This window comes from Paraburkholderia sp., from assembly GCF_047605525.1.
In the GTDB taxonomy this organism is placed as follows: Bacteria; Pseudomonadota; Gammaproteobacteria; order Burkholderiales; family Burkholderiaceae; genus Paraburkholderia.
On sequence record NZ_JASGFN010000003.1, the window covers coordinates 420,558 to 442,513 of the forward strand.

Consider the following 21,956-nt stretch of genomic DNA (forward strand, 5'->3'; position numbering starts at 1 on the left):
TGCGTGCCCTCAGTCTGGGCGACGCGCCGGGTATTTCATCCATCTAAAAATTGCGCTCGCCATGCCACACGCACTCATTGTTGAAGACGATCCCAATAGCCTGTCCGGCCTGTCCGCGATCCTCGCGGCCGACGGGTTCTCCGTCGACACCGCGACCACCCTCGCCGAGGCCCGGGCAGCGCTGACCCGCTTCATTCCCGACGTCGTGCTGGTCGATCTGAATCTGCCGGACGGCAGCGGTCTCGATCTGTTGCAGCATTTGCCCGCGCATCCGCCGGGCGGCGCGTTGCCGGTGATCGTGATGACCGGCAACGCAACGGTGGAAAGCGCGATCGAGGGCCTGCGACACGGCATCTGGGATTATCTGCTGAAGCCGGTCAACATCCCGCGTCTGCGCAGCCTGCTCGCGCGCATCCCGCGTCCGTACGAGCTGACCGAGGAAGTGCAGACGCTGCGCGCGGCGCTGCGCCAGCTCGGCCGCTTCGGCTCGATGCTCGGCCGCAGCGCCGCGATCCAGCACGTCTACGACACGATCGAACATCTCGCGCCGACCGAGGCCGCCGTGCTGATCTCCGGCGAGGCCGGCACCGGCAAGCAGATCGCCGCGCGCACGCTGCACGACATGAGCCGGCGCCGCAAAGGTCCGTTCATTACGTTCGACTGCCGCAGCGCGGCCGCCGGCGCCCTCAACCGTTCGCTCGACAGCGTGCTGTTCGGTCATGAGCGCGGCGCGTTCGGAGGCGCCGAGCAGCGCGAGCCAGGTCTCTTCGAGCAGGCGAGCGGCGGCACACTGTTCATCAATGAAATCACCGAGCTGCCGCGCGCGCAGCAGGAAGCGCTGCTGCGCGCGCTCGATTCGCAGACGTTCATGCGGGTCGGCGGCACCAATCAGATCGTGACCGACTTCCGGCTCGTCGCGTCGACGCGCAAGGCGCCGCGCGCGGCGGTCGCGGACGGCAGCCTGCATCAGGATCTCGCGCTGCGCCTCGAAGCCGCCGCGGTGTCGCTGCCGCCGCTGCGCGAACGCGGCGACGATCCGGTGCTGATCGCGCAGGCGGTCATCGACGAAATGAATCAGGACGCCACCGCGCGCGGTACGGCCGACGCCGCGAAGCAGGCCGGGCCGAACTTCCTGCGCGAATGCCTCGCCTACGACTGGCCGGGTAACGTGCGCGAATTGCAGGAGCGCGTGCGGCGCGCGTATCAGGCGTCGGGCGACGTGCTCGAATCGTTGCGCGCCGATGAGGCGGGCACGGCGAACGGCCGCGATCTGAATGGCAGCCGCGTGCAGGTGACCGTCGGCACGCCGCTCGCGGACGTCGAGGAAATGCTGATTCGCGCGACGCTCGACGCGGTCGGCGGTACCCGGCATCGCGCGGCGTCGCTGCTCGGGATCAGTCCGAAAACGCTATATAACAAGTTGCAGAGGATGCGGTTGAACTGAGGTCGAAGGTCTGAAGTCTGACGCCGAAAAAATGGCGCCTTGAATTTCTTCAAGGCGCCATTTTCTTTGCGGGGTTTTTCACGGACTCTCATGCAACCCCCAGGCAAGCGCGTCTATGCAAACGCGCTGCGCACCAGCTTCTGCGCTTCCACATAGCGTGGCTCGGCCATCAGCTTGTCCCACTTGAGCGCGTCGCCGCGCGGTCGCATGCGCTTGAGACGCCGGCGCGATTCCTTCGACGGCTTGAAGCGCAATGCATCGAGCACCTTCTCCGCTTCGTGCGGCTGATTGCAGATCAGCACCATGTCGCAGCCGGCCGCGAGCGCGGCGCTCGCGGCTTCGGTCAGCGTGCCGCCCTGGCGCGCGGCCTCCATCGACAGATCGTCGCTGAAAATCGCGCCTTCGAAACCGAGCTTGCCGCGCAGAATATCCTGCAGCCAGATGCGCGAAAATCCGGCCGGCTTCGCATCGACCTTCGGATAGACGACGTGCGCGGGCAGCACCGCGCCGAGCGACAGACCGAGCCAGTCGTACGGCGCGACGTCCTCGCGCAGGATCTCGTCGAGCGAGCGTTCGTCGACCGGCATCGCAACGTGCGAGTCCGCCTGCGCGAAGCCGTGCCCCGGAAAGTGCTTGCCGCAATTGCTCATGCCGGCGAGCGCGAGGCCGTGGTTCAGACTCTTCGCGAGCATCGCGACCACGCGCGGGTCGCGATGGAACGCGCGATCGCCGATCACCTGCGAATGGCCGTAATCGAGGTCGAGCACCGGCGTGAAGCTCATATCGATCCCGCAGGCGCGCAGCTCCGCGGCGAGGATATAACCGACCGCGGTCGCGACCCTGGTCGCATGCAGCACGTCACGATCCCACAGCGCGCCGAGCTTGCCCATCGACGGCAGCACCGTGAAGCCGTCGGTGCGAAAGCGCTGCACGCGGCCGCCTTCGTGATCGACGGCGATCAGCAGATCCGGGCGGATCGCGCGGATCGCAGCGGTCAACGCGACCAGTTGCGCGCGGCTCTCGTAGTGGCGCGCGAACAGGATCACGCCGCCGGTCATCGGATGAGCGAGGCGACGCCGATCGTCGCGGTTCAGCGTTTTGCCGACCACGTCGAGCATCACGGGTCCGGGTGTGGTTTTCATCGAATTCCGCTGGAAAGGAGTCTGAGGCAGGAACAAACAGAAGGACAAACACGGCCGGTACGGGCCGCGTTCAACGTTTTATTCGGTGGCGGATTGCGCGGACGATGCCTGTGCCCCGCCCGCCTGCTCCGTCTCCGCGATCACGAACGACACCGCGTAATCGCGCTCGTCGCTGATCGTCACGCGTGCGGTGATACCGCGCGCGTCGAGCCAGTCGGCCAGCTCGCCGGACGCGACCACCATCGGCTCGCCGCTCGGCTTGTTGAGCGTCTGCAGCGCGCGCCAGGTCATCGGCCAATGCATGCCGAGGCCGATCGCCTTCGAGAACGCCTCTTTCGCCGAGAAGCGCGTCGCCAGAAACGCGAGGCCGCGCGCGGCCGAACGGGCCTGGCGCGCGTGATAGACGCGCAGCTCGTCGGCACCGAGCACCTTCTCCGCGAAACGGCCGTTGGTGCGCGTCATCACCGCGGCCACGCGGCTCACCTGAACGATGTCGGTGCCGATGCCGTAGATCGCCATGCGTACGTGCGCCCCTGTCGCTTCGTCAGGCGCGCGCGCCGAGACGCGCGGCGACCATGATCGCCTTCATCTCGCGCACGGCGTTGTCCCAACCCACGAAGATCGCGTGTGCGACGATCGCATGGCCGATATTGAGCTCGACGATCCCGTCGATCGCCGCGATCTGCTGCACGTTCGTGTAGTGCAGACCGTGGCCCGCGTTCACCTTCAGGCCGAGCGACGCGCCGAATTCGACCGCGCGCACGATGCGCTCGTACTCGTGCTGCTGCGCGGTGGGATCGTGCGCTTCCGCGTAACGGCCGGTGTGCAACTCGATCACCGGCGCGCCGGCTTCGTGCGCGGCGCGAATCTGCGTGTCCTCCGGATCGATGAACAGCGACACGCGCGAGTTCGCGTCCGCGAGTTGCCGGCACGCGGCGCGCACCGCCTCGAACCGGCCGGCGACGTCGAGGCCGCCTTCGGTCGTCAGTTCCTGGCGCTTTTCCGGCACGAGGCACACGTCGTGCGGCTGCACTTCGCATGCGATGTCGAGCATCTCCCGCGTGACCGCGCACTCGAGATTCATGCGCGTTTTCAGCAGCGGGCGCAGCGCGCGCACGTCGGCATCGACGATATGCCGGCGGTCTTCGCGCAGATGCAGCGTGATCGCGTCGGCGCCGGCCTCCTCGGCCATCAGCGCGGCGCGGATCGGATCGGGATAGGACGTGCCGCGCGCATTACGCAGCGTGGCGACGTGGTCGATGTTGACGCCGAGGTCGATCACGGTCGGCGAGGTAAGAAAGAAGCTCATAGGTTCTGCAGGTCGATCAGGATCTGGCGGGTCGCGAGCGGCGCGCCGCCGAGATAGGTGTTGAGCAGGAAGCGCATCAGCGTTTTGCTTTGCGCGACGGTCTGCGCTCGATGGTAATCGTCCTGTTCCATATCGAGCAAGGTTTGTCCCGATATCACCGGCCATTGCACGGGCCATTCGTCCGATGCCTCGCGCACGCCGCGCTCGGGATCGAACACGTAGCGGCCTTCGGCGAGCACCGCCTTACGCGTGACGGTGTGATCGAGCGCCATCGCGTAACCGGTCTCGCGCAGCAGCACGCGCTCGAACGAGCGCAGCACCTGCACGGGCGGCTCGTCGTGCGCGAGCCGCGTCAGCGTGACGACGTAATGATGGAACAGTTGCGGATGCGGGTCTTCGCGCGCGCAGAATTTGACCAGCAGTTCGTTGACGTAGAAGCCGCACAGCAGCGCGTCGCCGGTCAGCGGCAGCATGCCGCCGACCCATTCGGCGCCGGTCAGCGTGCGCACTTCGGATTTGCCCGACCACGCGAGCGACAGCGGCTGGAAGGTCTGCAGCACACCGCGCAGCGCGGAGTGCGGGCGTTTCGCGCCCTTCGCGACGAGCGCGAGACGGCCGTGATCGCGCGACAGCACGTCGATGATCAGGCTGGTCTCGCGATACGGGTAGCTATGCAGCACGAACGCGGGCTGCTCGGTGATCCGGTATTCGGAAGCAGAGGTGCGCGGCGCGCGGCGCGCCGGTGTGTTTTTCGCGGAGGATTTCCTCGCGCTACGTGCAGGCCGCGACGGTTCGCGCTCCGGTTCGTCCGGAGCGGCGTCGGAAGTCAGCGTCATCCATGCGTCATTCGTACCCATACGCCCGAAGCCCGGCTTCGTTGTCGGCCCAGCCGCTCTTCACCTTGACGAAGGTTTCCAGATAGACCGGCCCGTCGAACAGCCTGGCCATGTCGAGGCGCGCCTCGGTACTGATCTGCTTCAGCTTCGCGCCCTTCTGGCCGATGATCATCGCCTTGTGCGTATCGCGATCGACGAGGATAGTCGCGAAAATGCGCCGCAGACGCCCTTCGGTTTCGAACTTGTCGATCAGCACGGTACTCGTGTACGGCAGTTCGTCACCGGTCCAGCGGAATACTTTTTCGCGCAGGATCTCCGCGGCGAGGAAGCGCTCGCTGCGATCGGTCAGGTCGTCCTCGCCATAGATCGGCTCGCCTTCCGGCAGAAACGGCTTGATGGTCGCCATCAGGCGCTTGATGTCGTCGGGATTCTTCGCCGACAGCGGCACGATTTCGTTGAACTCGCGTAGCGTGCTCATCTGCTGCATGAACGGGAACAGGGAGTCTTTGTCCGACACGCGATCGAGCTTGTTCGCGATCAGCAGCGTCGGCACCTTCGCCGGGATCAGGTCGAGCACCTTCTGATCGTCTGGGCCGAAGCGGCCCGCTTCGATCACGAACAGGATCGCGTCGACCGACGTCAGCGTCGACGTCACCGCGCGATTGAGCGAGCGGTTCAGCGCGCCGCTGTGTCTGGTCTGGAAACCGGGCGTATCGACGAAGATGTACTGCGCGTCGTCGATCGTGTTGATGCCGGTGATGCGATGGCGCGTGGTCTGCGCCTTGCGCGACGTGATGCTGACTTTCTGGCCGACCAGCGCGTTCATCAGCGTGGATTTGCCGACGTTCGGGCGGCCGACGATCGCGACCATGCCGCAACGAAAACCAGTGGGAGTGGGAGCGTTCATATTCGGACTACGGCAGGTTCGGTTCGGTGCGCGGGATGCGCGCGCCGATGGCAATCAATGGCCCGCATCGGCGACGCGCGTTTGCACCGCGCCGGCGACGCCGGGTTCGTGTTCGGCGGGCGCCGGCACAACCGATGCGACCGGCACGGAGGTGACGCTCGGCGTGACTGTGCTCGGTGCGGTTTCGCGGCCGCGCTGGCGGTCTGCGCCGCGTGCGGGGGCTTCGGCTTTGAGGTCGGAGGCTTTGTCCGCCGCGGGCTTTTCAGTGGGCTTGTCGGACGACTGTTTGTCCGCGGGCCTCTCGGACGGCTTGTCAGCGGCTTTGTCGGTGACTTTTTCAGCCGGCTTCTCGCCGGTTTTGTCGCTTCCATGGATGGCTGCGCGGTCGGCTTTCTCCGTCTTTTCGGCGCGTTCCGCCTTGTCCTGCCCGCTGTATTCGACATGAGCGGCACGGATCACCGCCAGCGGCGCGCCCGCGGTTGCCGGCGCGGCGCGCTCGGTCGCGGATTTTTCAGCGGCGGCCTTTTCCGTGACGGGTTTGTCCGCATGCGCCTGCGTGGCCGCCGCGCGAGCCTCGCCACGCGCCGTGCCGCGCTCGCCCTTGCGATCCGGCGTGCGCAGATCCAGCGCGGCCTGGACACCGGTCACGCCGGGTACGATTTCCGGCTCGGCGTTTTTCGCGGCACGCGCCCCCTTCGAACGCTTCGGCTTCGCGACCACCGCGGGTGCGGCGGCCATCACCTCATCAAGCGCCTTCTTGGCGGCCGCCTGCTCCGCCGCGCGACGGCTCGCGCCCGATCCGGACACCTTCACGTCCAGCTTCGGCACCGTGCATTCGACTTCGAACTGTTGATTGTGCGCCGCACCATGGGTGGCCACCACCGTGTAGGTCGGCAACGCGATCTTGTGGCCCTGCAGATACTCCTGTAGCAGCGTCTTCGCGTCCTTGCCGAGCGTGCGCGGGTCGATATGGTCGAGAATCGGTACGTAAAGGCGCTTGATGACCGTCTGCGCGGCTTCGAAGCCGCCGTCGAGGAATACCGCGCCCAGCACTGCCTCGAGCGTATCCGCGAGGATAGACGGGCGACGGAAACCGCCGCTGCGCAGTTCACCTTCGCCGAGCCGCAGGCCTTCCGAAATATTGAGTGCCTGCGCGATTTCGTAAAGCGACTGCTGCTTTACCAGATTGGCGCGCACGCGCGACAGGTCGCCTTCGTCGAGTTTGCCGAAACGTTGGAACAAAAGCGCAGCCACCGCGCAATTCAGAACGGAGTCGCCGAGAAATTCGAGCCGTTCGTTATGCGTGGCGCTATGACTGCGGTGCGTTAAAGCCTGGCGCAACAATTCCGCATTGCGAAATTCGTAGCGCAAACGGCTTTCCAACGGAGATAGGGGCATGGGGCAGAGTATAACGCGGGCGCCGGACCCGGCGGAAACGCGGGGCGCGCGCGGAAAAAGCGTGGTGAAGCGACGTTACCGCGAGTTCTTAAAGTAGCGTGACAACACGCCGCGAGCGATCCGACCGGATACCGATGATGCGCGCGGCGTGTGTAAAGCAATCACGAAGCGATCAACGCATGTGACTCACTGGAATGAGCCGATACGTCGCAAATCGCTGAAGTTCATCCAGATAAAAAATGCGCGGCCGACGATATTGCGATCAGGAGCAAAACCCCAGTAGCGGCTATCCGCGCTGTTGTCGCGGTTATCACCCATCATGAAGTAATTGCCCGGCGGTACTTTGCAGATCACGCCGCGGGCGTTGTACGTGCAGTTGTCGCGATACGGATAATCTTCCGCGCCGACAATGAACGGCGGCACCGCCGGATTATTCAGAATCGCATTCTTGCGGCCGTCGATATCTTCTTCAAACTGCTTCGCATAACCGAGGCGTTCTTCGTCGAGATAATCGGGCAGCGGCGTTTCGGGCACCGGTTTGCCGTTGATCGTGAGCTTCTTGTCCTGATACTCGATCACGTCGCCCGGCAGGCCGATCACGCGCTTGATGTAGTCGACCGATTCGTCCTTCGGATAACGGAACACCACCACGTCGCCACGTTGGACCGGACTGCCCTGGGTGATCTTCGTATTGGTGATCGGCATACGAAGACCATATTCGAATTTATTGACGAGGATGAAGTCGCCCACCAGCAGCGTCGGCACCATCGAACCCGAAGGGATCTTGAACGGCTCGACCACGAACGAGCGCACCACGAACACCACCAGAATCACCGGGAAAAAACTCGCCGTATACTCAAGCCACCACGGCTGACGCAGTTTGTCGTCACGCAGGCGCGCCCGCGTTTGCGCTGCGTTTTCGTCGGCGAAACGCTCGCCGATGCGTGCCTGCTGACGGTCGAATTCGGCGACCGCGGCTTCCGCCGCGCGGCGCCGTCTCGGCAGGAAAACCAGTTTGTCCGCGACCCATGCGACACCCGTCAAAATAACGAGCACAAAAAGAATCAGCGCAAAATTCATAGGGTTCCGTTATTCAGCTTATTTGTCTTCGACACGCAGGATAGCGAGGAAAGCCTCCTGTGGAATCTCGACCGAGCCCACCTGCTTCATTCGCTTCTTGCCTGCCTTCTGCTTTTCGAGCAGTTTCTTCTTACGCGTAATGTCACCGCCGTAGCATTTTGCCAGCACGTTCTTACGCAACGCTTTAATGTTTTCGCGCGCAATGATGTTCGAACCGATCGTGGCCTGCACCGCCACGTCGTACATCTGACGCGGAATCAGTTCGCGCATTTTCGCCGCCACTTCGCGGCCGCGATACTGGCTTTGAGAACGGTGCACGATAACCGACAATGCATCGACCTTGTCGCCGTTAATCAGCATGTCGACCTTGACGACGTCGGACGCGCGGTATTCCTTGAACTCGTAATCCATTGACGCATAGCCGCGCGAGATCGACTTCAGGCGATCGAAGAAATCGAGCACGACTTCGCCCATCGGAATTTCATACGTGAGCTGGACCTGACGGCCGTGGTACTGCATATTGATCTGCGTGCCGCGCTTCTGCGTGCACAGCGTGATCACCGCGCCGACGTAGTCTTGCGGCATGTACAGGTTCACGGTGACGATCGGCTCGCGCACTTCCTCGATCTTCGACGGCTCCGGCATCTTGGCCGGATTTTCGACCATGAGGGTCGTGCCGTCGCGCTGCAGGACTTCGTAGACGACGGTCGGCGCCGTGGTGATCAGGTCCATGTCGAATTCGCGCTCGAGACGTTCCTGCACGATCTCCATGTGCAGAAGACCGAGGAAGCCGCAACGGAAACCGAAACCGAGCGCCTGCGACACTTCCGGTTCGTACTGGAGCGACGCGTCGTTGAGCTTGAGCTTTTCGAGCGAGTCGCGCAGCGCGTCGTACTGATTCGCTTCGACCGGATAGAGACCGGCGAACACCTGCGGCTTCACTTCCTTGAAGCCCGGCAGCGGCTCGGCCGCCGGCTGGTTCACGAGCGTGACGGTGTCACCGACCTTCGCCGCCGCGAGTTCCTTGATGCCGGCGATGATGAAGCCCACCTGCCCGGCCGACAGCGATTCGAGATTCTTCGACTTCGGCGTGAACACGCCGATATGCTCGACCGGATATTGCGCGCCGGTCGCCATCAGACGAATCCTGTCCTTCGGACGCAGCGTGCCGTTGACGATACGCACGAGCATCACGACGCCGACGTAGTTGTCGAACCATGAGTCGATGACCAGCGCCTGCAGCGGTGCCTCCGGATCGCCCTTCGGCGGCGGCACTTTCGCGATCAGCGCTTCGAGCACGTCTTCGACGCCGAGGCCGGTCTTCGCGCTGCAATGCGTCGCGTCGGTCGCGTCGATACCGATCACGTCCTCGATTTCGGCGATCGCATTTTCGGGGTTTGCCGCTGGCAGGTCGATCTTGTTGAGCACCGGCACCACTTCGACGCCGAGCTCGATCGCCGTGTAGCAGTTGGCGACGGTTTGCGCCTCTACGCCCTGGCTCGCGTCGACGACGAGCAACGCGCCTTCGCAGGCGGACAGCGAGCGGCTGACTTCATATGAGAAGTCGACATGGCCCGGCGTGTCGATCATGTTCAGGTTGTAGACGCGCCCGTCGCGAGCGCGATATGTGAGTGCGGCGGTTTGCGCCTTGATGGTGATACCGCGCTCGCGCTCGAGATCCATCGAGTCGAGCACCTGTGCTTCCATCTCGCGGTCGGACAGGCCGCCGCAAATCTGGATGATGCGATCGGCGAGCGTCGACTTGCCATGGTCGATGTGCGCAATGATCGAGAAGTTACGAATATGATCCATTCAGTGCCGATCAAGCGAAAAGGCGCGCCCGGACAATAGCGGAGCACGCCTTGTAAGTAGGTGAAAAACTTATCTATTTTAGCCGAAAAGGCCATCGGCCGGCGCATCTCGCAAAGCCCAGACCTCAAGAGCGCACGGAAGAGGCAGGAAATTCGATGTGGACGGTACCAGCGGCGCGTATGAACCGCGCGATCCAAAAAAGCTGTCTCAGGATGCGGCGGCTGCGCGCGAGGAACAGGCGACCAGCGCGGCACGCACCCGCGCTTCGTCGAGATGGTAGTGACACAACTCGACGCTCTCGCAGACGAGAACCGGTACCAGCTCGTTGTAACGTGCTTCCAGCAACGGATCCGTGTCGACGTCGACCACGGTCAGCTGCGCGCCGAACTCGGCCAGCAACGGTTCGAGCGCGGCGCGCATGTCTTCGCACAAGTGACACCACGCGCGCCCGTAGAGCGTGAGCGATGCCGTCTTCGTCATTTCGGTGCGCGCGGACGGATCGGCACGAACTGCGTGTTGTCGCCGCGGCGAACCAGCAGCGCGACCATCTTCTGCGTATCGAGATGCGAGGTCAGATCGTCGAACTGCTTCGCGCTCGTGACGTCCGTGTCGCCGACCCGCAGAATGATGTCGCCCTTCTGCAGTCCGACGCGCGCGGCCGGGCCGTCGACCGCATCGATCTGCACGCCGTTGTGGATCTTCAGATCCTTCTGCTGGTCGGCGGGAATATCGCTGACCGCGATGCCGAGCGCGTTCGTCGCGCGCTGCTTCGGCTGCTGCGGCTTCTTCTGATCCGCCTTCGCGACTTTGTCCGGCTGCATTTCGGCGATCGTGACAGGCAGTTCGCGCGTCTGACCCTTCCGCCAGATCGTAATCGTCGTCTTCGTGCCCGGTTTCGTATCGCCGACCATGCGCGGCAGGTCCGTCGCGGTGTCGACCGAATGACCGTTGAATTTCAGGATGATGTCGCCCGGCTGCACGCCGGCCTTGTCCGCCGGGCCGCCCGGCTCGACGCTGCTGACCAGCGCGCCCTGTGCCTTCGGCAAGCCAAGCGAATCGGCAACGTCTTTCGTCACTTCGCCGATCGCGACAGCGATGCGGCCGCGCACCACCTTGCCCGAACTCTTTAGCTGATCGGCCACGCGCATCGCTTCGTCGATCGGAATCGCGAACGAGATCCCCATGAAACCGCCGGTGCGGCTATAGATCTGCGAGTTGATGCCGATCACTTCGCCCTGCATGTTGATCAGCGGACCGCCCGAGTTGCCCGGATTGACGGCCACGTCAGTCTGGATAAACGGCAGATAGTCGCCGGTGTCACGCCCCTTCGCACTGACGATGCCCGCCGTCACCGTGTTCTCGAGCCCGAACGGCGAGCCGATCGCGACGACCCATTCGCCGACGCGCACCTTGTTCGAATCGCCAATCGTGATGGTCGGCAGGTTCGATGCATTGATCTTGACGACCGCGACGTCGGTGCGATCATCGACGCCGATCAGTTTCGCCTTGAATTCGCGCTTGTCGGTCAACGTGACGTAAATGGTGTCCGCATCGTCGACGACGTGCGCATTGGTCATTACGTAGCCGTCCGCCGACAGGATGAAGCCCGAGCCGACCCCGCTGTTCTGCTCGGGATCGTTGTTGTCCGGCGTATCCTGGCTGCCGCCGCTGCCGCCACCACTGCCACCGCCGCCATTATCGCCGCCGCGCGGCACACCCGGAGATTGCGGCGACTGCGGCAACGGAATGCCGAAGAAGCGGCGGAAGAATTCCGACATGTCGCCGTCGTCCATGCCCGGCGGCAGGCCGCCGCGGGCACCGCTGTTCGACACGCGCGTTGTCGTGCGGATGTTGACGACCGCCGGGCCGACCTTGTCGACGAGGTCAGTGAAGTCGGGCAGATTGGCGGCGGGAGCCGCCGACGCCATATGCGGTACGAGCGGCAAACACGCCGCCACCACTACGGCCGCGAGGAATTTGCGCACCGAGAAAGTCGTCATATCGTAGCAAGCCGAGGGATTTCAGGATTCGGAGGGTTACTTCGGAGCTTTGTATTCTATGGCAGACGCAAATTGCTGCAATGTGGTTTGGGGCACTTCACCGAGCAGGGTAATCCAGAAGTTACCGCTGCGCTTGACCAGTACGTGAGTCGCGCCGCTATTGCCCGTGCCTTCCTTGCGCGAATTGTTTTCGACCGGCTCCACGAACACCGAAATGGCCGCGAGGCCGTCGGAAAATACTGCCTGATCGACCGGAATGGGCGGCTGCCCCGCTTCGCGCGACGCCATCGGACGGCGCAACTGGCGGATCATCCGGAAGCCCGGCACCGACGGCGTGATCTGCCAGCCCTGCGCGGCCATGTCCACCGGCTCGACCGGCGGCCGCACGACGGTCCACCCCGCCAGATTACGAATGCCGTTGACGATGCCGGCCTTGTCGACCGGCACGCCGATGCGCACCTGGGAAAAAGACAACTGTTCTAGCACCTGGCCGCTCGGGTCGAGCGTTTGCGCGCGCAGCAACAGGCCGGTCTTCTTGTCGGCCCACAGCTTGTATGCGAAACGGTATGAGTCTTTCGGATCGAGTTCCATCACGAGACTGTCGACGCCCGCGACGCGGTCGTCGCCAAGCATCTTCGGCTCGTAGACCGACAATACCTGCTCACCGCTCACGGCCAGCAGCGCGGGGAAAGAATCCTTGTTCTGGCGCTTTTCGACGACTACGAGATGCCGCTCCGGCACGAACGTGAACATATCGTCGTTGTGCCGCAGCATCTTGCGCGGCTTGCCGTCGAGGCTTTCGAGTTGCTCGAACTGGCCGTCCGTGTGGGTGGAGTAATGCGCGATGCGCGACGTCTGCACGAAATCGCCGCGCTGGTAGACAAACGCGCCCTCGTAATTCTGCTGCTGGGCGGCCTGATGGATGCGGTCGAGCAGTTCCGCCGCCGCGCGACGGACGGCGACTGGATCTTCGGTTTGTGCAAAGACCCGCGGTGTGGCGGACAACAATACGGCTGCGCAGAACAGGAATGCCGGCAACCGCCCCCAGATAGTCGTTTTATTCAACCGCGAAGTCTGCATCAAACTATTGGCCCTGCGTGGAGACTGAGGCAGCGCGAATCACCGGCATCGAGCCAGCCATGACCGGTTGCTGCGCGAACTGCTGGTGAGCTTCGAGATATTGATCGAGGCTGGCGTCGCGAATGATGTTGGAGTCTTGCGACGACTGCACCGGCACCGACGCCATTGCGACGCGCTGTACCGCGTCGCCGCGCGACGCCAGTTGCGCGGCAGGACCGCCCGGCACGCCCTGCAATTGCGGCACGACGATCCACGTAAGCGTGGCTGCCGCGGCGGCAACGGCAAAGGCCGGCACGACACGGCGGCGCAGCCCGAGCAGACGGCGCGTGACGGCCGTGGAAGGCGCGGCGGCCGGCGCGAGCACATGCGGCTCGCTTTCGAGACGCGCGGCGAAACCGCTCAGAAATGCGCTGCTCCTTGCGGGGCTGATCGCCAGATCGTCGGAACGCAGCGCGTCGCCGATCAGATGGTAGCTCGACCAGACGGCATGATCCTCGCCGTCGAGCCCGGAAAGAAACTTGTCCAGATTCAGATGCTCTTCGTCGAACAACTCGCCGTCGACAAAGGCGGACAGACGCTCGCCGTGCGAACCTGCTTGCGATTGCATCGAGACCGACCCCATGATGCTCCCCATCTTTACAAATACCCCGTAGTGACACCACTAATCCAGATATTGCACCCATGCCCCGCTCAGTCGGCTGGACGCTTATGGACGTTTACCAGCGCTTGCCTTCGGGTGTGTCAAGCAATGGGCGCAATTTTGCCGCAATGGCTTCGCGAGCGCGGAAAATTCGTGATCTGACTGTGCCAATTGGGCAACCCATCATCTCGGCGATTTCCTCGTAGCTCAAACCCTCAATTTCTCGAAGAGTAATGGCGGTGCGCAATTCTTCCGGCAAAACCGCCATCGCAGCATTGACCGTTTCGGCGATCTGCTTGCTCATCAACATCGACTCAGGCGTGTTGATATCCCTTAGTTGGTCGGCGTCCGAGAAAGTTTCAGCTTCTTCAGCATCCGCTTCGGTCGATGTCGGCGCGCGCCGGCCTTGAGTGGCAAGGTAGTTCTTCGCGGTATTGACCGCAATCCGGTACAACCACGTATAAAACGCCGATTCCCCGCGAAACTGTGGCAATGCGCGATATGCCTTGATAAAGGCGTCCTGCGCGACGTCTTCGACTTCGGCGGGGTCCCGCACGAGACGCGAGATCAGCCGGAGAATCTTGCGGTGGTATTTGGAGACCAGAAGCTCGAACGCGGCCTTGTCGCCCTTCTGGACGCGCTCGACCAGCACCTGATCAATTTCTTTTTCGCTCACCTGATAAATCCGTTAACTATAGGGCGCATGGCGGGGGACCATTGTAGCGTCCCCCCCATAAGGGCACGTTACTACGGTAACAGCGGTTACAGTCGTTACAGTCAGGCGCCGGCCGCGCGCCGGCCGAGCACGGAAAGCTCACGGAAAACGGCGGCCGGCAACGCGTCGGCCGGGAGCAGCAAGATACGCGCGCAGCCGCGTGGGACGCGCATTTGAGCACGCTTTCGGCGACCTTCAGGCTCGAGCGCGAGCACCAGCAAAAGGCCGCTCCACTGCGCACAGCCGGCTACGCCGCCTCGCGCGAGCAGCGTGCCCGCCTCGTTCCAGGCAGAAATCTCGTCCCGTCCGATTTGCAGCGCGACCGGCTGCGCCGCGTCATGCCTCGCCGCGCACAGCGCGAGCAGCGCCGCTACGGCAAGCGTCAGCGGAACGGCCCGCCACGCGCCCAGATGCGGCGCGAGGCAGGTATAGACAGCTAACGTCGCAATCAGCACGAAAGCCCCCAGCGCGACGCGCAGCGCGAGCGAGCGACGCAGCGCGATCCGCTGCGTCGCCCTGCCCAGCGTTGCCGCTTCGGGAGAAAGCGCCGGCGGAGCCGGCGTCGTTGACTGGCGCGTCACCCGTTATCGGTCGATCAGGCGCGCTTGAACACCAGCGTGCCGTTCGTGCCGCCGAACCCGAACGAGTTCTTCAGCGCGACGTCGATCTTCATTTCCCGCGCGGTGTTCGCGCAGTAATCGAGATCGCAGGTCGGATCCTGATTAAAGATGTTGATGGTCGGCGGCGAGACCTGGTGATGCACGGCGAGCACCGTAAACACCGACTCAAGACCGCCGGCGCCGCCCAGCAGGTGGCCCGTCATCGATTTGGTCGAGTTCACGACCATGTTTTTGGCGTGATCGCCGAAAGCCCGCTTGATGCCGGTCGTTTCCGCGAGGTCGCCGAGCGGCGTGGACGTGCCGTGCGCGTTCAGATAGCTCACCCGATCGGCGTTGATGCCCGCGTTCTTCAACGCGGCCAGCATGCAGCGGCGGGCGCCATCGCCGTCTTCGAGCGGAGCGGTCATGTGATACGCGTCGCCGCTCATGCCGTAGCCGCCGACTTCCGCGTAGATCTTCGCGCCGCGCGCCTTCGCGTGCTCGTACTCTTCGAGCACCATCACGCCGGCGCCCTCGCCGAGCACGAAACCGTCGCGGTCCTTGTCCCACGGACGGCTCGCGGTCGCCGGATCGTCGTTGCGTTGCGACAGCGCGCGCGCCGCCGCGAAGCCGCCGATACCGAGCGGCGACACGGTCGATTCCGCGCCGCCCGCGATCATCACGTCGGCGTCGCCGTATTCGATCAGGCGCGAAGCCTCGCCGATGCAGTGCAGACCGGTCGTACAGGCGGTGACGATCGACAGATTCGGCCCCTTGATGCCGAACTTGATCGACAGATGGCCGGAGATCATGTTGATGATCGAAGCCGGCACGAAGAACGGCGAAATACGGCGCGGGCCACGATTGAGCAGTTCGGTTTGCGTGATTTCGATCATCGGCAGACCGCCGATGCCCGAACCGACCACGACGCCGATGCGCTCCGAATTCTCGTCGGTGACTTCGAGCCCGCTGTCCTGCATCGCCTGGATGCCCGCGGCCACGCCGTAATGGATGAACGTATCCATGTGGCGCGCTTCCTTACCGGGGATGTAGTCCTCGATATTGAAGCCCTTCACCTCGCCGGCGAAACGAGTCGAGAAGTTCGACGCATCGAACTTGGTGATATTGGCAATCCCAGACTTGCCGGCGACCAGATTGGCCCAGCCGTCGGCAACATTATTGCCAACAGGCGAAATCAGCCCCAGGCCTGTAACAACAACACGACGGCGGCTCACGGTAACCCCTTTTTCATAGATGACAAAAGCAAAAGCCACAGCGGCCACAGGAATCCGCCCTGTGTGCCCTGTGGCTGTTTAAGTCGGCAATCGCGCGGAAAGTTGCGCTGTCAACATCGCTGGCTCCTGCATGGCAAGCGGCGCGGAGAAAAGGACCAGCCCCGCTGGCGCCGGCACACGGCACGGCGTCATGCGCCGCCGACGCAGAAACGCAGGCGCGAATGACCTTAGGCCTTGACGTTCGCGCGAGCGTAGTCGATCGCTTGTTGAACGGTCGTGATCTTCTCGGCTTCTTCATCCGGAATTTCCATGCCGAATTCGTCTTCGAGGGCCATTACGAGCTCGACGGTGTCGAGCGAGTCGGCGCCGAGATCGTTCACGAACGACGCTTCGTTCTTGATTTCCGCTTCCGCAACGCCCAGTTGTTCCGCGACGATCTTCTTGACGCGCTGTTCGATATTGTCCATTACCCCTCCAAGGGAAAAGAAGTTCAAAAATACAGGTGCGCGCATTTTATCAGGTTTGACCCGGCAAAAAAGCCGCGCATCGGGTTCCTGTCAAGGCATGCGCCTCATGCTTCTACAAACGCATCAAGGCGCGGATAGTAACCGAAATTGGTTATTGCATATACATGCCGCCGTTCACGTGCAGCGTCGTGCCGGTGATGTAACCCGCCTGCGGCGACGCGAGGAACGCGACCGCATGCGCGATGTCTTCCGGGCTGCCGAGACGGCCGAGCGGGATCTGCGTCTTCAGCGCGGTTTGCTGCTCTTCGGGCAGCGCCTTCGTCATGTCGGTGTCGATAAAGCCCGGCGCGACGCAATTGACCGTGATGCCGCGGCTGCCGATCTCGCGCGCGAGCGCGCGGGTCATGCCAGCGACCCCGGCCTTCGCCGCCGCGTAGTTGATCTGCCCCGGGTTGCCGGCCGAGCCGACCACCGAGGTGATGTTGATGATACGGCCGCCCCGGGCCTTCATCATCGGACGCAGCACCGCGCGCGACAGGCGGAACACCGACTTCAGGTTGGTGTCGATCACCGCATCCCAGTCGTCGTCCTTCATGCGCATCGCCAGTTGGTCCTGCGTGATGCCGGCATTGTTCACGAGCACGTGCAGCGCGCCGAATTCCTTGACCGTGCCGTCGATCAGCGCTTCCGCCGCCGCCGCGTCGTTCACGTCGAGCACCGCGCCGCGGCCGTTCACGCCGGCCGCGTTGAACGCTTCGGTGATCGCGGCCGCGCCGCTTTCACTGGTCGCGGTACCGATGACCGTCGCGCCCTGGCGCGCCAGTTCCATCGCGATCGCACGGCCGATGCCGCGCGACGCGCCCGTCACGATTGCGATCTGCTTGTCGAGAGTCTTTTCCATCTGTCAGTCCGGATGCCCGTTAAAAGGGCTCGTTATTTTTGCTGGTTCTGCTGCCGAGGAATGCCGCGTTATTGCGGCACACGGCTCCGTCGACGCTTGCGAACGGCGAGCTCAGCCTGCCGCCACGAGCTTCAGCGTTTCTTCGAGCGACGCCGGATCGAACACCGATGCGCCGGCGAGATTGCCATCGATACGCCTGGTCAGGCCCGCAAGGACCTTGCCCGGACCGCACTCGATCACGTGCGTGACACCCTGCGCGGCCATCGCCTGAACACACTCGACCCAGCGCACCGGACCGGCCGCCTGGCGTACCAGCGCGTCCTTGATCGCGGCGGGTTCGTTGACCACCGCGACGTCGACATTGTTGATGACGGGAATCGACGGCACCTGCACGTCGATGCTCGCGAGGTATTCGCGCAACTGGTCCGACGCGGGCTTGAGCAGCGACGAGTGGAACGGCGCCGACACCGGCAGCGGCAGCGCGCGCTTCGCGCCTTTCGCCTTCGCGACTTCGCAGGCCTTCTCGACCGCGGCCTTGTGGCCCGCGATCACGACCTGCGCCGGCGCGTTGAAATTGACTGCCTCGACGACGCCCGCCGCCGACGCCTCCGCGCAGACCGCGCGCACCGTGTCGTCGTCGAGACCGAGAATCGCGGCCATGCCGCCAACGCCCACCGGCACCGCGGTTTGCATTGCCTGCGCGCGGAAACGCACGAGCGGCACCGCATCGCGGAATGCGAGCGCGCCGGCCGCGACGAGCGCGGTGTATTCGCCGAGACTATGGCCCGCGACGATCGTCGGCGCCGGGCCGCCCGCCTGCCGCCACGCGCGGTAGATCGCGTAGGCCGCGGTCAGCATGACCGGCTGGGTGTTGGTGGTGAGATTGAGATCTTCGGCGGGGCCTTCGGCGATCAGTTTGCCGAGGTCCTGGTTGAGTGCGTCGGAAGCTTCCTGAACCGTCTCACGCACGATTGCGTGATCGGCGAACGCGTTGAGCATGCCGACCGTCTGCGAACCCTGCCCAGGAAAAACGAACGCGAATTTCATATCGTCCCCAAAATCAGTTTAATCGGATGTGGCCGCCGTCCGCGGCTGCCACGGGCGCGAGCGCGTCGCGCCGGGCCGCATCAGTAGCGAATGACCGACGCGCCCCACGTGAAGCCGCCGCCGACCCCCTCGATCAGCACGTTCTGGCCGCGCTTGATGCGACCGTCGCGCACCGCGACGTCGAGTGCGAGCGGAATGGACGCCGCCGACGTATTGCCGTGCTCGCCCACCGTGACCACCATGCGCTCCTGCGGCAGGCCGAGCTTGCGGCAGGTGCTTTGCATGATGCGGATATTGGCCTGATGCGGAATCAGCCAGTCGATCTGCCCGGACTCCAGATTGGCTTTCTCGAGTGCTTCGATTGCGACTTTTTCGAGCACGTTGACGGCGAGCTTGAACACCGCCTGGCCGTCCATGTACAGGAACGCGCTGCCGGCGACCACGCCGCCATTCACGTTGCCCGGCGTGCACAGAATGTTCGAATAGCTGCCGTCCGCGTGCAGCGCGCTCGCCAGCACGCCCGGTTCGTCGGACGCCTGCAGGATCACCGCGCCGGCGCCGTCGCCGAACAGCACGCAGGTGGTACGGTCTTTGAAATCAAGAATGCGCGAGAAGGTTTCCGCACCGATCACGAGCGCCGTGCGATGCTGGCCGCTACGGATGAAGCTGTCCGCCGTGGCCACCGCATAGGCGAACCCGGAGCAGACGGCCTGCACATCGAACGCAGCGCCGTGATTTTTGATCCCGAGCTTGTTCTGCAGCAGGCACGCGGTACTGGGAAACACGAAGTCCGGCGTGGACGTGGCTACGATGATCAGGTCGATGGATTGCGGGTCGATGTCCGCTGCGTCGATCGCACGCTGCGAAGCGATCAGGGCAAGATCGCTGGTCGTGACGTCCGGCTCGGCGAAGTGGCGCGCATGGATGCCCGTGCGGGCGACGATCCATTCGTCGCTCGTCTCGACGCCTTGAGCGGCGAGACGCTCGGCCAGATCCTGATTGGTGACGCGGTTGGGCGGCAGATAACTGCCGGTGCCCAGCACGCGGGAATAGATTGTGGATTGAGCCATTATGCCTTCGAGGATTGCGCAGCGTAGGGCTCGGCCGGCTGGCCTGCGATCGGGCTTGCGTGACCCGCACCGCTTGCGTCGCGCGCCGCCTGTTCGAGAGAACCCGCGTTCTCTTCCATTGCTCGCGCAAGGCGCTCCAGCACGCCGTTTTTGACGGCATCATACCCGCGTTTGATAGCCCACTCAAACGCGTAGGCATCGGCGGAACCGTGGCTTTTGATCACGAGGCCGCGCAAGCCGAGCAGCGCGGCGCCGTTGTATTGCCGATGGTCGACGCGTTTCTTGACACGCATCAATACCGGCAGCGCGAGCAGCGCCATCATCTTGGTAAGCCATGAGCGGCCGAACTCTTCCTTGATGATGTTGGAGAGCATCTGCGCGAGACCTTCCGACGTCTTCAGCGCGACGTTGCCGACAAAGCCGTCGCAGACGATCACGTCGACAGTGCCCTTGTAGATATCGTCGCCTTCGACGTTGCCGTGAAAGTTCAGTGTACTCGCGCGCAGCAGCTCTCCGGCGCGCTTGATGATGTCGTTACCCTTGATGACTTCTTCGCCGATGTTGAGCAGCCCGATGGTGGGCCGCTCCTTGCCCTCGAGCGCGGACACGAGCGCGTGCCCCATCTCGGCGAATTGCAGCAGATGCTGCGGCTCGCAGTCGACGTTGGCGCCCAGGTCGAGCATCATCGTGTAGCCATTGGGATTGGGGAGTGCAAACGCGATGGCCGGGCGTTCGATGCCCGACAGCGTTTTAAGCACATAGCGGGAGACCGCCATCAATGCGCCGGTGTTGCCGGCGGAAATGCAGGCTTGCGCCTCGCCTTCCTTGACGCGGTTCAGCGCCACGCGCATCGACGAATCTTTTTTCTTGCGCAGCGCGACCTCGACCGGATCGTCCATCGCGACGATCTCGGAAGCAGGCACGACGGTCAGCGCCGGCAGATCCTGAGCCTTCAACTTCTTCAGTTGCGCACGAATCGCAGTTTCAATGCCGACGAGCAGCAATTGCGCGTCGGGATGCGAACGAACGAAGTTGACGGCAGCGGGAACGGTCACGGACGGGCCGTGGTCGCCTCCCATGCAATCTATCGTGAGCTTTACTGTCATGGAGTGCGACGAATTTCAGACACAAAAAAGCGGCAGTTGAATGCCGCCTTTTTGCCGAACCGGGAAAATGTCAAGCGAGCCGATCGCCACGCGAAACGCCACAGGGCGCATCGCAATGAACGATTAGTCGTTCTTCGTCTTGACGACTTTCTTGCCGCGATAGTAGCCGTTCGGGCTGACGTGGTGACGCAGATGCACTTCGCCCGTGCTCGGCTCGACGGCCAGCGGCGCTGCCGTCAGGAAATCGTGCGAACGGTGCATGCCGCGCTTCGACGGCGACTTCTTGTTTTGTTGAACTGCCATGACTAACTCCTAAAAATTTTCCGAATTCTAACACAGCCCGATACGGTCTCCGCCACTGGCCGAACGGCCAATGCGCCCGCATCGCGCTCCCCTGCAACTGTCTAGTGCTTCCTGCCGCCCGGCTCGTCGCGCTTGAGACTTTCGAGCGCCGCGAACGGATTACGTCGCCCGGATTCACCGCCCTGGCCAGCCTCGTCCTGCGCGGCTTCGTCGCCCTTGCCTTCGCTGCCGTCCGCACCCGAAACAAGGCTCTCGTGCACTTCAGGACAGACCTCGTGCCTGGGCACGAGCGGCAAGGAAAGCAGCAACTCTTCTTCGATCAAGTCGATGAGATCGAACTGGCGTGAGCCCACGATCACCTCGACTTCATCCTCGTCGAGCGGAAACTCTTCGGCTTCCGCCTCCGTATTGACGATCCGGTAAGTTGCATCGACGCTGAACGCCTGCGAATACGGCGTCAAGCACCGCTGACATTCGAGCCACGTGGCCCCGTGAATCGCCATCCTCAGATAAGGCTGGGGACCTTCGGTACCGTCGTCCTGCAATTCCGGCTGCGTCGTCCCTTCGGCTTGCCACGTGAACGCGCTATCGCGATCTGGCGCTTCCGCCGGGACTTCGTTTAACATGCGCGGCAGTTGCGAAACGCGCACGACACCCGCGGCCTGACGCCCACTCCGCGCAAATTCGAACAGATCGAGTTCATGCGGGTCGGACAGACCTGCAGGTTTGCCAGGATGTTGAGTCATGTGCGCTCCTGCGTCGGCAAGCATGTTGCCGGGGTGATCGATCCGCGACGGGTAAACCACCGCGGAGGTAAACCGGTTTGCGAGACAGCCTGCGGGATTTGCAACGGCTACATGCCCAA

The 21,956-nt window shown here is 63.5% G+C and carries 23 protein-coding genes; 1 reads left to right on the top strand and 22 read right to left on the bottom strand.

Annotated elements, in window-relative coordinates:
* The first annotated feature begins 61 nt into the window (after positions 1-61).
* The gene (locus QM685_RS06515; protein WP_415113908.1) at positions 62-1,444 is read left to right on the top strand and encodes a sigma-54-dependent transcriptional regulator; all 1,383 of its coding nucleotides are present in this window, start codon (positions 62-64) and stop codon (positions 1,442-1,444) included.
* Between the two features lie 113 nt (positions 1,445-1,557).
* Here QM685_RS06515 and nagZ read toward each other — a convergent pair whose 3' ends face one another.
* The 22 genes from nagZ to QM685_RS06625 form a co-directional block, all read right to left on the bottom strand.
* The gene (nagZ, locus tag QM685_RS06520) at positions 1,558-2,586 is read right to left on the bottom strand and encodes a beta-N-acetylhexosaminidase (protein WP_415113910.1); all 1,029 of its coding nucleotides are present in this window, start codon (positions 2,584-2,586) and stop codon (positions 1,558-1,560) included.
* A 78-nt stretch (positions 2,587-2,664) separates the two neighbouring features.
* Positions 2,665-3,105, bottom strand: a complete 441-nt coding sequence (gene acpS, locus QM685_RS06525; RefSeq protein WP_415113912.1) for a holo-ACP synthase — start codon at positions 3,103-3,105, stop codon at positions 2,665-2,667.
* A gap of 25 nt (positions 3,106-3,130) precedes the next feature.
* Positions 3,131-3,895 carry a pyridoxine 5'-phosphate synthase gene (gene pdxJ, locus QM685_RS06530; protein WP_415113914.1) on the bottom strand — a complete coding sequence of 255 codons (765 nt, stop codon included), beginning with the start codon at positions 3,893-3,895 and terminating at the stop codon, positions 3,131-3,133.
* Positions 3,892-4,752 (bottom strand): DNA repair protein RecO, encoded by an 861-nt coding sequence (gene recO, locus QM685_RS06535; protein WP_415113916.1) that lies wholly within the window; start codon positions 4,750-4,752, stop codon positions 3,892-3,894. Before recO ends, pdxJ begins: the two co-directional genes overlap by 4 nt.
* The gene (era, locus tag QM685_RS06540; protein WP_415113918.1) at positions 4,739-5,638 is read right to left on the bottom strand and encodes a GTPase Era; all 900 of its coding nucleotides are present in this window, start codon (positions 5,636-5,638) and stop codon (positions 4,739-4,741) included. Before era ends, recO begins: the two co-directional genes overlap by 14 nt.
* 54 nt (positions 5,639-5,692) lie before the next feature.
* On the bottom strand, positions 5,693-7,036 hold the full coding sequence (gene rnc, locus QM685_RS06545; protein ID WP_415113920.1) for a ribonuclease III: 1,344 nt from the start codon (positions 7,034-7,036) through the stop codon (positions 5,693-5,695).
* Between the two features lie 186 nt (positions 7,037-7,222).
* Positions 7,223-8,116, bottom strand: a complete 894-nt coding sequence (gene lepB, locus QM685_RS06550) for a signal peptidase I (protein ID WP_415113922.1) — start codon at positions 8,114-8,116, stop codon at positions 7,223-7,225.
* A gap of 18 nt (positions 8,117-8,134) precedes the next feature.
* Complete coding sequence (gene lepA, locus QM685_RS06555; protein ID WP_415113924.1) at positions 8,135-9,928, bottom strand: translation elongation factor 4; 1,794 nt, start codon at positions 9,926-9,928, stop codon at positions 8,135-8,137.
* 207 nt (positions 9,929-10,135) lie between these two features.
* Positions 10,136-10,408, bottom strand: coding sequence for a glutaredoxin family protein (locus QM685_RS06560; RefSeq protein WP_415113927.1), 273 nt, complete (start codon positions 10,406-10,408; stop codon positions 10,136-10,138).
* Positions 10,405-11,928: a DegQ family serine endoprotease gene (locus tag QM685_RS06565; protein ID WP_415113929.1), complete on the bottom strand. Its 1,524-nt coding sequence runs from the start codon at positions 11,926-11,928 to the stop codon at positions 10,405-10,407. The genes QM685_RS06560 and QM685_RS06565 overlap by 4 nt, the downstream gene beginning before the upstream one ends.
* A 36-nt stretch (positions 11,929-11,964) precedes the next feature.
* Positions 11,965-13,008: a MucB/RseB C-terminal domain-containing protein gene (locus QM685_RS06570; RefSeq protein ID WP_415113931.1), complete on the bottom strand. Its 1,044-nt coding sequence runs from the start codon at positions 13,006-13,008 to the stop codon at positions 11,965-11,967.
* A 4-nt stretch (positions 13,009-13,012) separates the two neighbouring features.
* On the bottom strand, positions 13,013-13,630 hold the full coding sequence (locus tag QM685_RS06575) for a sigma-E factor negative regulatory protein (protein WP_415113933.1): 618 nt from the start codon (positions 13,628-13,630) through the stop codon (positions 13,013-13,015).
* A gap of 94 nt (positions 13,631-13,724) precedes the next feature.
* Positions 13,725-14,324 (bottom strand): RNA polymerase sigma factor RpoE, encoded by a 600-nt coding sequence (rpoE, locus tag QM685_RS06580; protein ID WP_006051939.1) that lies wholly within the window; start codon positions 14,322-14,324, stop codon positions 13,725-13,727.
* Between the two features lie 101 nt (positions 14,325-14,425).
* A complete protein-coding gene (locus QM685_RS06585; protein WP_415113935.1) occupies positions 14,426-14,944 on the bottom strand; it encodes a hypothetical protein in 519 nt (172 codons plus the stop codon).
* A 14-nt stretch (positions 14,945-14,958) separates the two neighbouring features.
* Positions 14,959-16,197 (bottom strand): beta-ketoacyl-ACP synthase II, encoded by a 1,239-nt coding sequence (gene fabF / locus QM685_RS06590; protein ID WP_415113937.1) that lies wholly within the window; start codon positions 16,195-16,197, stop codon positions 14,959-14,961.
* A 227-nt stretch (positions 16,198-16,424) separates the two neighbouring features.
* A complete protein-coding gene (gene acpP / locus QM685_RS06595) occupies positions 16,425-16,664 on the bottom strand; it encodes an acyl carrier protein (RefSeq protein WP_004197638.1) in 240 nt (79 codons plus the stop codon).
* A gap of 151 nt (positions 16,665-16,815) precedes the next feature.
* Complete coding sequence (gene fabG / locus QM685_RS06600) at positions 16,816-17,565, bottom strand: 3-oxoacyl-ACP reductase FabG (RefSeq protein WP_415113942.1); 750 nt, start codon at positions 17,563-17,565, stop codon at positions 16,816-16,818.
* Positions 17,566-17,676: 111 nt separating this feature from the next.
* A complete protein-coding gene (gene fabD, locus QM685_RS06605) occupies positions 17,677-18,612 on the bottom strand; it encodes an ACP S-malonyltransferase (protein WP_415113944.1) in 936 nt (311 codons plus the stop codon).
* An 80-nt stretch (positions 18,613-18,692) separates the two neighbouring features.
* The gene (locus tag QM685_RS06610) at positions 18,693-19,682 is read right to left on the bottom strand and encodes a beta-ketoacyl-ACP synthase III (protein ID WP_415113946.1); all 990 of its coding nucleotides are present in this window, start codon (positions 19,680-19,682) and stop codon (positions 18,693-18,695) included.
* Positions 19,682-20,788 carry a phosphate acyltransferase PlsX gene (gene plsX, locus QM685_RS06615; protein ID WP_415113948.1) on the bottom strand — a complete coding sequence of 369 codons (1,107 nt, stop codon included), beginning with the start codon at positions 20,786-20,788 and terminating at the stop codon, positions 19,682-19,684. Before plsX ends, QM685_RS06610 begins: the two co-directional genes overlap by 1 nt.
* Positions 20,789-20,911: 123 nt before the next feature.
* On the bottom strand, positions 20,912-21,091 hold the full coding sequence (gene rpmF, locus QM685_RS06620; RefSeq protein ID WP_006051932.1) for a 50S ribosomal protein L32: 180 nt from the start codon (positions 21,089-21,091) through the stop codon (positions 20,912-20,914).
* A 101-nt stretch (positions 21,092-21,192) separates the two neighbouring features.
* Complete coding sequence (locus QM685_RS06625; protein WP_415113952.1) at positions 21,193-21,837, bottom strand: DUF177 domain-containing protein; 645 nt, start codon at positions 21,835-21,837, stop codon at positions 21,193-21,195.
* Positions 21,838-21,956: the final 119 nt, after the last annotated feature.